The following is a 12438-nucleotide window of genomic DNA, read 5'->3' on the forward strand; positions in this document are numbered from 1 at the left end:
CATTTATGCCTAAAACTTTCTATTGCGACCACCGCTAATAAAAGTAGCCTTAGACGTTTTTGGATACAAAAAGTTACCTGAAAGCAGGATTGTAGAGCATTTACGTTAAGTCGATTCTATCCAAAAACGAGTTTGCCCGCTCGTCTGTTTTTCGCTGAATATTTTTTTGAAATCGCCACAAACAAAAAGAGCACTGTATATAACGCAATAGATCACGCTTACAATGCTCTTTAGAGACTATTCTAAAATAATTAGGTTATTTTAGTGAGTCGTTAATTTTTTTTAGTGTTGCAACTGGGTCTGCCGATTGAGTGATTGGGCGACCTACAACTAAATAGTCGCTGCCATCTTCTACGGCTTGTTTTGGTGTCATGATGCGTTTTTGGTCACCTGCATCGCTGCCTTCTGGGCGAATACCTGGGGTAACCAGTTTAAAGTCTGCGCCAAGTTCTGCTTTTAGCTTTTTCGCTTCTTGGGCTGAGCACACTACCCCATCAAGGCCTGACTCTTTAGCAAGTTTTGCGAGGTAAATTACTTGCTCTTCTGGCGTTTTATCTACACCTAAACGAGTAAGTTCTGCGGCATCCATACTGGTTAGTACAGTTACTGCAATCAGTAATGGTGCGTCATCACCAAACTGCTCTAAAGCTTGTTTTGCTTTGGTCATCATTTCAACGCCACCAGAGGCATGCACGTTAACCATCCATACACCCATTTTTGCAGCAGCGGTTACAGCTTTAGCCACTGTGTTTGGAATATCGTGAAATTTTAGGTCTAAGAATACATCAAAACCTAAGTCGATTAGTTCCTTAACAAAGCTAGGACCAAAATACGTGAACATTTCTTTGCCTACTTTAAGGCGACACGTATCAGGCGATAATTGCTTTACAAACGCAAGAGCTGTTTGTTGATCATCGTAATCAAGGGCAATTAATACTTTTTTTGAATCTTCGACAGACATAACTTTCCTAAAAACTAATGGACTAATATGAATTAAAAACCGTCTATGCCACGGCTTGGAACAATTGTTTCCCAGTGCTTACACGATGGACATACCCAATAAATGGTATGACTGGTAAAGCCACAGTGTTGGCACTGAAAATCAGGTTTGGTTGCGATATAAGACGTTACTAGCTTATCAATTTGATCGAGTACATCTTTAATATCGTTGTTTTGCTTGGCAAGTAGCTGTAATAAAAAGCTAAAGCCACGAATAGTCGGATGACGCTTTAAACTATCCGTTAAAAATTTAATTGCTTGCTCGATATGGCCTTGCTCAAGTAAAGCTTGGCAATGTTTTATTTTTATTAATACGCCACCTTTATCGAGCAACTCGTTGAGTAACTCATGAAATTGGTGGGTTAGGTTTAATTTTTGATAACTAACTGCAAGCTCTTCAATAAAAACCGGCGCAAAAAATGTAAATTGGCTAATAAGCTCGCGCCAATAATAAATTGCTTTTACATAATCTTCATTGGTAAAGGCACTGTGACCAAGCTCATACAATGGGCGAATGGCTTTATGGTTTAAGCTTATGGCTTTACGCATAATTTGCGTATCGTTATCTTGTAAGGCTGCTTCGCAGTAAAAATTAGCAATGGCTTTCACATGCTGAGGTTTAGTAAATAAATCACTGTGTGCCTCGAACATGTTAATGCCCTTTTCCCATTCACGTGTTTGTGAATAAAGGTTAATAATTGGCTCTAGTGCCTCTTTATGCCCCGCCTTTACAAGCCACACTAAATGCTCTTCTGCGCCGTCTAGCAAACCTGCCATAATATAATCTTCAGCAAGTTCTAGACGACTGGTTGCAGCTTGTTGTTCATCAAGGCTTGGATGTTTTAATAGCAGCTCATGAATTTTAATTGCGCGATCAAGCTCGCCGCGGCGGCGAAACATGGTGGCCAATGTTGAATAATGCTCAACTGAGTCAGCTGCAACTTCGAGTAGATTAATAAGGTGTTCTAAGCCTTGGTCTTCTTCTCTGTCTAAGAGAAATTTAAGGCCTTTAGAATATTCAGAGGTAATTTGGCGGTTAAGCTGATGAGCTTGGTTTTTAGCGCTGTTTTTGCCCATTATCCAACCGTAACCGGCTGCAACGGGTAAAAGTAAAAACAGAAGCTCAATCATGATTAGGTGTCTTTATTAGCAACAAGCTTTTTATTGTTTTTTTCAGGCGCTAATTTCTTCTTTAAGCGATAATTCTGCCACTTTAACTGAGAAAACAGTGTAAAGCTTATAAAACAACCAATTGCGACACCTAAAATAAAGCAGATACTTATTACAACAGCTAGGGGTAAGGTATTACTGGCGATTAAATAATTGATTTGCACCAATTGTGGATTCTGTGAACCAAGTACAAACGCAATAAATAAACACAGCGCAATTAATACAATTTTTAATACCCTAAACAAGTAACTACTCCTGTATAAAACTAGGCAATACTCGCATTTACGCGGTCACGTAATTCTTTACCTGGTTTAAAATGTGGTACGTGCTTACCGTCTAACTCAACTGTTTCGCCAGTCTTTGGATTACGACCTGTGCGAGGAGAACGATAATGCAATGAGAAACTTCCAAAGCCACGGATCTCGATGCGATCTGAGCTAGATAATGAGCCGGCCATTTGTTCAAGAATTTCTTTAACGGCATTTTCAACATCTTTCACAGGGATGTGTGCGTGTTGCTCAGCAAGTTGTTCTATCAATTCTGACTTAGTCATAGCGTTTCCTTAAAGAGTGGTAAAGGAAGGGCAAAGCTGCCCTTCCAATTTAAAAAGACTAGATATTAGTCTTTTTGAGCATTTTTGAATGCTGCAGCCATAGCGTTTTCGAACGCTGGCTCTTCTTTCTTAAGCTTCTCTAGTACTTCTTTCTCTTCTGCTTCGAAAAGAGCTTTAACAGATAAGCTTAAAGTGCGGTTCTTACGATCAACACCAACGTATTTCGCTTCGATTTCGTCGCCTACAGAAACTACAGTAGTAGCGTCTTCAACACGCTCTTGAGCGATATCAGCTACACGGATGTAACCTTCAACGCCTTCGATTAGCTCAACAGTTGCGCCTTTCGCATCAACTTCAGTCACTTTACCTTTAACAATAGCACCTTTTTTGTTTGCGTCCAGGTAGTTATTGAATGGGTCAGCTTCGATTTGTTTAACGCCTAGAGAGATACGCTCACGCTCTGGGTCAACTTGTAATACGATAGCAGTGATTTCGTCGCCTTTCTTGAATTCACGTACAGCTTCTTCGCCTGGCGTGTTCCAAGAAATGTCTGAAAGGTGAACAAGACCGTCAATACCGCCTTCAAGACCGATGAAGATACCGAAGTCAGTGATTGATTTGATCTTACCAGTAACTTGGTCGCCTTTGTTTTGTAGACGAGCAAATTCTTGCCATGGGTTAGCAATACATTGCTTAAGACCAAGAGAAATACGACGACGCTCTTCGTCGATTTCAAGAACCATAACTTCAACAGTGTCACCTAGTGAAACAACTTTTGAAGGGTGGATGTTCTTGTTAGTCCAATCCATTTCAGAAACGTGTACTAGACCTTCTACGCCTTCTTCGATTTCAACGAAACAACCGTAGTCAGTAAGGTTAGTTACACGACCAGAAAGCTTAGAACCTTCTGGGTAACGACCAGCGATAGCTGCCCATGGATCTTCGCCAAGCTGTTTAAGGCCTAGAGATACACGAGTCTTTTCTTTGTCGAATTTAAGAACTTTAACTGCGATTTCGTCGCCAACATTAACGATTTCTGAAGGGTGCTTAACACGCTTCCACGCCATGTCTGTGATGTGTAGTAGACCGTCAACACCACCAAGATCAACGAACGCACCGTAGTCAGTAAGGTTCTTAACGATACCTTTAACTTCTTGACCTTCAACAAGGTTAGCAAGAAGCTCTTCACGCTCTTGTGAGTTTTCTGATTCGATAACTGCACGGCGAGAAACAACAACGTTGTTACGTTTTTGGTCAAGCTTGATTACTTTGAACTCAAGCTCTTTACCTTCAAGGTGAGTTGTGTCACGTACTGGACGAACATCAACAAGTGAACCAGGTAGGAAGGCACGGATTGAATCAACTTCAACAGTGAAACCGCCTTTAACTTTACCGTTGATAACACCAGTAACAGTCTCTTGCTCTTCACATGCTTTTTCTAAGCGGATCCACGCTTCGTGACGCTTCGCTTTCTCACGAGAAAGGATAGTTTCGCCGAAACCGTCTTCGATTGCGTCTAAAGCAACATCTACTTCGTCGCCAACAGCAACTTCTAGTTCACCAGCAGCATTTTTGAATTGCTCAGCAGGGATTGCACTTTCAGATTTAAGACCAGCATCAACAAGTACGATGTTGTTCTCGATTGAGATAACAGTACCTTTAACGATAGAGCCTTGCTCTGCTTCAAAACCCTTTAGGCTTTCTTCAAATAACTGCGCAAAATTTTCTGACATTATACGTCTCTAAATAATTAAATAACCAATTAGCAACCATGCTGCATGGGGTTGTTAAAATCGCGCTAGCATCCTGCCGGCACCTTATAAATTTACTTTTTAGCTTTTGGAAGCTTTCCTGCAAGTACTGCTTCGTCGAGTAAAGTTACTACTTTATCAAACACTTGCATCGCATCAAAATCGCTAGTATCGATTTCAATGGCGTCTTCTGCAGGCACTAATGGCGCAACCTCACGTGTCATATCACGGTGATCTCGCGCTTTTATGTCCTCAAGTAGACCACTTAGTGTAACATCAAGACCGCGTTCATTCAACTCAGCAAAGCGACGACGTGCGCGCTCTTCAGCTGTAGCAGTTAAATATATTTTCAGCGGTGCATCAGGAAACACAACAGTGCCCATATCACGACCATCAGCAATTAAGCCATTTTCTGTACGAAATGCACGCTGACGGCGTAATAATGCTTCTCTCACTCGTGGTAAAGCTGCTATTTTCGATGCAGCTGCACCCACTTCTTCATTACGAATCGTGGTTGTGACGTCTTCGCCTTCCAACACAATTTTCGATGTGTGAGTGTGGCTATCAACCAAAAACTGCACATCTAAGTTTGCTGCAAGTGGTACTAATGCATCTTCATTATCTAATTCAATCTGATGGTGAAGCGCAGCAAGTGACAGCACACGGTAAATCGCACCGCTGTCTAATACATCCCAACCTAATTTCTCGGCTAACAAGCGACATACAGTTCCCTTACCTGAACCGCTTGGACCATCGATGGTGATTACGGGCATTGATAACGCCTGCATTTATAACCTCCTGCAATGCACACCAAAATAAAACCGGAATATTATACGCCAGTTATTAAAATAGATCCGCACTTAGAGTGTAACTTTTTATATTTTCTTCTGTTTTATTGACTTGAGACAGACTCTAGAACTTTGAAAAATGTAGGAAACGTTTTATACGTACACTTAGGATCGTTAATGGTTATCGGCTTGCCACCCACTGCAACCATCGCAAAACACATTGCTATACGGTGATCGTTGTAGGTATCAATCGCAACATCATTAAATGTGTCAGGTGGAGTAATTTCGATAAAATCTTCACCTTCTACAACCTCTGCACCTACTTTTCTCAGTTCGGTTGCCATTGCATATAAACGGTCAGTTTCTTTAACACGCCAGTTATAGATGTTACGAATCGCCGTTTTACCCTTTGCAAAAAGTGCTACAGTTGCCAGTGTCATGGCCGCATCAGGTATTTCGTTAGCATCAATATCTACAGCATTCAGCTCGCCTTTGCGAACCACCAGCTTTTCATCGTACCAATCGATTTTTGCGCCCACTTGTTCCATAACTTTGGCAAAGCCAATATCACCTTGAACAGACGCCGCACCTACCCCATTAATTTCAATTTCGCCGCCCGCTATTGCAGCTGCCGCAACGAAATAAGAAGCACTTGATGCATCACCTTCAACCATAATACGCTCAAGTGCTTGATACTGCTGACAGCCTTTTACATAAAACGTTTCGTAGTTGTCATGGCTTACAGTAACACCGAAACGCTTCATCACATCAAGGGTAATATCAATGTAAGGTTTAGATACCAGCGTGCCTTTAATGGTAATTTCTGTGTCGCCATTAAATAACGGTGCTGCCATTAATAGCGCTGTTAAAAACTGGCTTGAAATACTGCCATCAATGGCTACTTTACCACCATTAATTTTACCGCCTTTAATAGCCAGTGGTGGATAGTCCTTATTTTTTAAGTAAGTTACATCACCACCCAGTGCTTGCAATGCATCAACCAAATGGCCGATTGGGCGTTCTTCCATGCGTGGCTCACCAACAAGCTCATACTCACCTTCAACAGCAGCAAGTACAGCTGTTAGCGGGCGATACGCAGTTCCAGCGTTACCTAAAAATAACGGTTCAGATGGTGTATTAAATTTACCCGCTACACCTTCAACGGTCGCCACTGTTTTGTCTTCATTAAGCGTAACATTAACACCTAATAATTTTAGTGCACCAAGCATATGACGGATATCGTCGCTATCAAGCAGGTTTTCAACCACTGTTGTACCTTTAGCAAGCGCTGCTAAAAGTAAAATACGATTTGATAAGCTTTTTGAGCCGGGTAAGGTTACGCTACCATTAACTTTTGCAATAGGTTCAAGACGTAGTTGTTCCATTTAACTATTCTCCTTTGCAAACTTGGCCATAAAATCAACCAAGGCTTGCACGCCTTCAAGTGGCATTGCATTGTAAATACTTGCGCGCATACCACCGACAATACGGTGACCTTCAAGGGCTAATAAGCCTGCTTCTTTTGACTCACTAATGAATTTATCATTCAGCGACTCATCATTTAACCAAAACGGAACGTTCATACGCGAACGGCAATGCTTAGCAACTTTATTGCTATAAAAATCTGAGCTATCAATATAATTGTAAAGTAGCTCGGCTTTTGCGATGTTTTGCTCTTCCATCGCCTTTACACCACCATTTGCTTCTAGCCATTCAAACACTTCAGCGGCTAAGTACCATGCAAATGTCGGTGGTGTGTTGTACATGCTGCCTTGTTTCGCTTCTAATGCGTAATCAAGAATACCTGGCTTTGCAAGACCTTCACGTTCAAGTAAGGTTTTACGGATAATTACAATAGATAAACCAGATGGGCCGATATTCTTTTGCGCACCAGCGTAAATAAGATCAAACTGATTTACATCAAATTCGCGCGATAAAATAGTCGACGACATATCAGCAACAATCGGTGCTGATGGGTGTGATGGTACGTCAAAAATTTCGATGCCATCTACGGTTTCATTCGGGCAATAGTGAATGTATGACGCATCAGCAGGTAATTCCCAGCTGCTTGTAGGCTTAATTGAAAACTGACCATTTTGCTGTTCATCATCACGTACGTTGATACTTTGAACTGTGGTGAATTTTGCCGCTTCTTCTGTTGCACCTTTCGACCACACGCCATTTTCACAGTAAACAGCTGGCTTACCATCAAGGTGAAGATTCAGTGGCACAGCACTAAATTGACCACGACCACCGCCATGCATAAATAATACTTCAAACTCATCGCTAATATTCATTAAGCGACGCAGGCTTGCTTCACATTTAGCAGTAAGCGCTAAAAAGTCGCTGCTGCGATGGCTAATTTCCATCACAGATACACCTAAACCTTGCCAATCAATAAATTCTTTTTGTGCTTTTTGCATAACTGCCGGCGGTAGCATTGCCGGTCCTGCACAAAAATTATATTTAGTCATTACTTTGCCTCATTCCAGTAATTATAGTGCGGATAAAAAAAGCGGCCGAAGCCGCTTTTTAAATCAATGTTATTCTGAAGGTGGGTTATCACCCGCTTCTTCAGGATTAGTATCGACTACTTCAACGGCCTCGCCTTCGATGGCTGCAAGCTCATCAACTTCGATTTCTTCGATACGTTGTAAACCAACTACTTGCTCTTCGTCAATAGTTCGTATCAAAATAACGCCTTGAGTATTACGACCAACCGTAGAAACCTCATTTACACGAGTGCGTACAAGTGTACCGCGATTAGAGATAATCATGATTTCGTCGTTTTCATCAACCTGTACTGCACCAACCACAGCGCCGTTACGTTCGCTAACTTTGATTGATACAACACCTTGTGTTGCACGGCTCTTCGATGGGTAATCTTCAAGTGCTGTACGCTTACCGTAACCGTTTTCTGTCACAGTTAGGATTGCACCATCTGATTTAGGAACGATTAACGATACAACGCGTTGATCGTCTGCCATCTTAATACCGCGAACACCTGTTGCTGTACGGCCCATTGGACGTACGCCTTTAAAGCGGATTTCCGGGTTACCGTTTTCATCAAGTACAGGGTTACCGTTTTCGTCTAATACTTCAGACTCTTCAGCTTCTTTAAAGCGTACAACTTTACCAGCATCAGTAAATAGCATGATTTCATTCGTGCCATCTGTGATATCAACCCCAATTAGGCTATCGCCTTCATTAAGGTTAACGGCAATGATACCGCTCGCACGTTGGCGGCTATAAGCTGTTAATGGTGTTTTCTTAACTGTACCAAACGCAGTAGCCATGAAGATGTATTTATCTTCTTCGTACTCACGTACCGGTAAGATAGCAGTAATACGCTCATCTGCTTCAAGTGGTAATAGGTTAACAATTGGCTTACCACGCGCTGCACGGCTTGCTAATGGTAACTGATATACTTTCAACCAGTACAAGCGGCCTGCAGTTGAGAAGCACAGAATTGTATCGTGTGTATTAGCAACCAATAGACGCTCGATGAAGTCTTCATCTTTCATCTTCGTTGCTGACTTACCTTTACCACCACGACGCTGTGCTTCGTAGTCAGATAATGGTTGATACTTAACGTAACCTTCGTGAGAAAGCGTTACTACAACGTCTTCTTCATTGATTAGGTCTTCAAGGCTAATATCGTGAGCAGCAGCGCTGATTTCAGTACGACGCTCATCACCATATTGTTCTTTAATTTCTACTAGCTCGTCACGGATAACTTCCATTAGACGATCAGGGCTTGAAAGAATGTGTAAAAGCTCGGCAATTAGATCAAGTAACGTTTGGTACTCGTCTAAGATCTTCTCATGCTCAAGACCCGTTAGTTTGTGTAAACGTAGGTCAAGAATTGCTTGTGCTTGTTGCTCAGATAAATAGTATTGACCATCACGAATACCTAAATCTGCAGCTAACCAATCAGGGCGAGCAACGTTATCTTCACCTGCTTTTTCAAGCATAGCTTTAACAGTGCCTAGCTCCCAAGGGCGAGCTGTTAGTGCCACTTTAGCTTCAGCTGGTGTTGGTGACTTACGAATTAGTTCGATAATTGGGTCGATGTTTGCAAGAGCAATTGCTAAGCCTTCAAGCGTATGAGCACGGTCACGGGCTTTACGTAAATCGAATACTGTACGACGTGTAACAACTTCACGACGGTGAATGATAAACGCTTCAAGCATTTCTTTAAGGTTAAAGCACTTAGGTTGGTTGTTATCAAGTGCAACCATGTTCATACCAAACACAGTTTGTAACTGAGTTTGTGCATATAGGTTGTTTAATATTACTTCACCAACATCACCACGTTTGATTTCGATAACGATACGCATACCGTCTTTATCTGATTCGTCACGTAGTGCACTAATACCTTCAATTTTCTTATCTTTAACTAACTCAGCGATTTTTTCGATAAGACGCGCTTTGTTAACTTGATAAGGGATTTCGTGAACGATGATTGTTTCACGACCGGTTTTTTCGTCAACTTCGATTTCAGCACGAGCGCGGATATATACTTTACCACGACCTGTTAGGTACGCTTGCTCAATGCCTTTTTTACCGTTGATAATCGCCGCAGTCGGGAAATCTGGACCCGGGATATATTCAATTAGATCAGCAATTGACATATCTGGGTTTTGAATAAGCGCTAAACAGCCGTTAATAACTTCTGTTAAGTTATGCGGAGGAATGTTCGTTGCCATACCAACCGCAATACCTGATGAACCATTTACTAGTAAGTTAGGTACTTTAGTAGGTAATACGTCAGGAATTTGCTCAGTACCATCATAGTTAGGTACGTAATCAACGGTTTCTTTTTCTAAGTCAGCTAATAATTCATGTGACATTTTCGCCATACGGACTTCCGTATAACGCATTGCTGCCGCAGAGTCACCGTCAACAGAACCAAAGTTACCTTGGCCGTCAACAAGCATATAGCGTAATGAGAAAGGCTGCGCCATACGAACGATGGTGTCATATACCGCGCTGTCGCCATGTGGGTGGTACTTACCGATTACATCACCAACAACACGTGCTGATTTCTTGTAAGGTTTATTCCAATCATTATTGAGTTCGTTCATTGCAAATAAAACACGACGGTGAACTGGCTTTAAGCCGTCACGTACGTCTGGCAATGCACGTCCAACGATTACACTCATTGCGTAATCAAGGTACGAATTTTTTAATTCATCTTCAATATTGACTGGCAGAATTTCATTGGCGAGATCAGTCATTTGATTTCACATTCCTTCAGTATTGACTCATAAAGAGGCACAATGCCGTCTTAAGAGCTTTAGTTATTATTTCCAGACCATGCTATCACAATTTATTTAGATTTACAGGCGCTAAATCTTTGCGATTTAGTAATTTCCCCCTATATAATGGCCTCAGATTGACGAGGAAGTTTTTTATGACCGAACATCAAAATGTAGATAATGCAGAAATTGCAAAGTTTGAAGCCATCGCAGAACGTTGGTGGGACCGCGACGGAGAGTTCAAACCTCTTCATGAAATAAATCCTCTTCGCTTGGATTTTGTCGCCGATAAAGTAGGCGGCTTATTTGATAAAGAAACCTTAGATGTTGGCTGTGGTGGCGGCATCTTAAGTGAAAGTATGGCGCGCATGGGCGCTAAAGTAACCGGCATCGATATGGGCCAAGAGCCACTCACCGTTGCTAAGTTACACAGTTTAGAAACAGGTGTCCCTGTTGACTATATAAAAGTACCAGCAGAACAGTTTGCGGCTGAGCACCCTGCCCGCTTTGACGTTATTACCTGTATGGAAATGCTTGAACATGTTCCAGACCCTGCGTCTATTATTCGTGCTGTAGCAGAACTTGCTAAACCGGGCGCCGATGTCTTCTTTTCAACACTAAACAAAACACCAAAGGCCTACTTGTTTGCCATTGTGGGTGCAGAAAAGCTTTTAAAAATGGTGCCTGAAGGTACCCATGACCATAAAAAGTTTATCAAACCTGCACAACTTATTGCCTGGGCTGAAGAAGCGGGATTAAAAGTAAGAGCCAGCACAGGCCTGAACTATAACCCGTTCTCTAAGCAATACAGTTTAAATGATGATGTAAGTGTTAATTACATCCTGCACTTTGAGAAATTAGCCTAATGAGTGGTGTAAACGCACCCTCTATCGATTTTGATGCTTTTATTTTTGATCTCGATGGTACGCTCCTTGATACCGCCGATGATCTGGGTCATGCATTAAATCGTGTATTAGCCGATGCAGATATTGCCCCAGTCGCTGAACATATTTATCGTCCTGCAGCTTCAAACGGAGCCAATGCATTATTAGAGATTGGTTTTGGTGATAAGTGGCCTGATGTAGAACAACTGGCTTTACGTCAACAGTTACTCGATTATTACGCTGATGATATTGCCGTACACAGTAAATGCTTCAACGGCATCGAGCAGCTTTTAATTGCACTTGAGCAAAACAATATTAAGTGGGGCATTATGACCAATAAGCCCGGCTTTTTAACTGAGCCCTTAGTGCAAGCGATCCCATCTTTAAGCAATGCTCAAGCCGTTGTCAGTGGCGATACATTAGCTGTTTCGAAACCATCACCGGATCCACTGTTACATACAGCTGAGATCTTAGCGGTTGATCCAACTCGTTGTTTGTATATCGGTGATGCTGAGCGAGATATTCAAGCTGCAAAAGCGGCTAATATGTACAGTGCAACGGCGCTTTGGGGTTACATACCGAGTGTTGACGCTGCGCTTGGCTGGCAGGCGGATTTTAATTGGCATTCGCCAATTGATGGCTTTAACCATATATAGTGTTATTTATTATCTAAAACACCATATATTGTGATCTGATTCACTTTTGAACATTCTTTGATGATAAAAAAATCAGTCGAAATTTATTTTTTAAAACGGTAAATTTTCTGGATCTTGAGTTGATTTCTACAAATTTCGTCGTCTGTGAATGTTCAAAGGTTAATGGTCACTAACACAATGCGCTTATCCAATAGTTATCCACAAAATGGGGCAATTCTATCCCTTGCAAAACAGCGCAGACCACACTATCTTGTGATCTGCAATTTAAACAACACCAGATATTGTGGCTAAATGTTATTCAATTAGCTGCATATAGTGTTTAATAATAATAATTACATAAAGAATACCTTTGTCTTTACAACTAAAATTTCCCAAG

The 12438-nt window shown here is 41.6% G+C and carries 11 protein-coding genes; 2 read left to right on the plus strand and 9 right to left on the minus strand.

The window, feature by feature from the left end:
- Positions 1 to 256 precede the first annotated feature (256 nt).
- The 9 genes from pyrF to gyrA all read right to left on the minus strand — a co-directional run bounded on the left by pyrF (position 257) and on the right by gyrA (position 10501).
- The gene (pyrF, locus tag AAEU31_RS08910) at positions 257 to 961 is read right to left on the minus strand and encodes an orotidine-5'-phosphate decarboxylase (protein ID WP_421967031.1); all 705 of its coding nucleotides are present in this window, start codon (positions 959 to 961) and stop codon (positions 257 to 259) included.
- A gap of 32 nt (positions 962 to 993) precedes the next feature.
- Positions 994 to 2130 (minus strand): lipopolysaccharide assembly protein LapB, encoded by a 1137-nt coding sequence (gene lapB, locus AAEU31_RS08915; RefSeq protein ID WP_135924712.1) that lies wholly within the window; start codon positions 2128 to 2130, stop codon positions 994 to 996.
- Positions 2131 to 2132: 2 nt separating this feature from the next.
- On the minus strand, positions 2133 to 2414 hold the full coding sequence (locus AAEU31_RS08920) for a lipopolysaccharide assembly protein LapA domain-containing protein (protein WP_054551349.1): 282 nt from the start codon (positions 2412 to 2414) through the stop codon (positions 2133 to 2135).
- A gap of 20 nt (positions 2415 to 2434) precedes the next feature.
- Positions 2435 to 2722, minus strand: coding sequence for an integration host factor subunit beta (ihfB, locus tag AAEU31_RS08925; RefSeq protein WP_036968575.1), 288 nt, complete (start codon positions 2720 to 2722; stop codon positions 2435 to 2437).
- Positions 2723 to 2787: 65 nt separating this feature from the next.
- Entirely contained in the window at positions 2788 to 4455 is a 1668-nt protein-coding gene (rpsA, locus tag AAEU31_RS08930) for a 30S ribosomal protein S1 (protein ID WP_063528811.1), read from the minus strand.
- 92 nt (positions 4456 to 4547) lie between these two features.
- Entirely contained in the window at positions 4548 to 5261 is a 714-nt protein-coding gene (cmk, locus tag AAEU31_RS08935) for a (d)CMP kinase (protein WP_135924714.1), read from the minus strand.
- A 104-nt stretch (positions 5262 to 5365) separates the two neighbouring features.
- A complete protein-coding gene (aroA, locus tag AAEU31_RS08940; protein ID WP_421967032.1) occupies positions 5366 to 6646 on the minus strand; it encodes a 3-phosphoshikimate 1-carboxyvinyltransferase in 1281 nt (426 codons plus the stop codon).
- On the minus strand, positions 6647 to 7735 hold the full coding sequence (serC, locus tag AAEU31_RS08945; protein WP_421967033.1) for a 3-phosphoserine/phosphohydroxythreonine transaminase: 1089 nt from the start codon (positions 7733 to 7735) through the stop codon (positions 6647 to 6649).
- A 69-nt stretch (positions 7736 to 7804) separates the two neighbouring features.
- Positions 7805 to 10501, minus strand: coding sequence for a DNA topoisomerase (ATP-hydrolyzing) subunit A (gene gyrA, locus AAEU31_RS08950; RefSeq protein WP_135924722.1), 2697 nt, complete (start codon positions 10499 to 10501; stop codon positions 7805 to 7807).
- A 176-nt stretch (positions 10502 to 10677) separates the two neighbouring features.
- Here gyrA and ubiG point away from each other — a divergent pair, with 176 nt between their 5' ends.
- Positions 10678 to 11388, plus strand: coding sequence for a bifunctional 2-polyprenyl-6-hydroxyphenol methylase/3-demethylubiquinol 3-O-methyltransferase UbiG (gene ubiG, locus AAEU31_RS08955; protein ID WP_199526442.1), 711 nt, complete (start codon positions 10678 to 10680; stop codon positions 11386 to 11388).
- A complete protein-coding gene (locus tag AAEU31_RS08960; protein WP_199526441.1) occupies positions 11388 to 12062 on the plus strand; it encodes an HAD family hydrolase in 675 nt (224 codons plus the stop codon). Before ubiG ends, AAEU31_RS08960 begins: the two co-directional genes overlap by 1 nt.
- The last annotated feature ends 376 nt before the right edge of the window (positions 12063 to 12438 follow it).

Origin of the sequence: Pseudoalteromonas thalassia (assembly GCF_049257215.1) — a bacterium.
Classification (GTDB): Bacteria; Pseudomonadota; Gammaproteobacteria; order Enterobacterales; family Alteromonadaceae; genus Pseudoalteromonas; species Pseudoalteromonas lipolytica_C.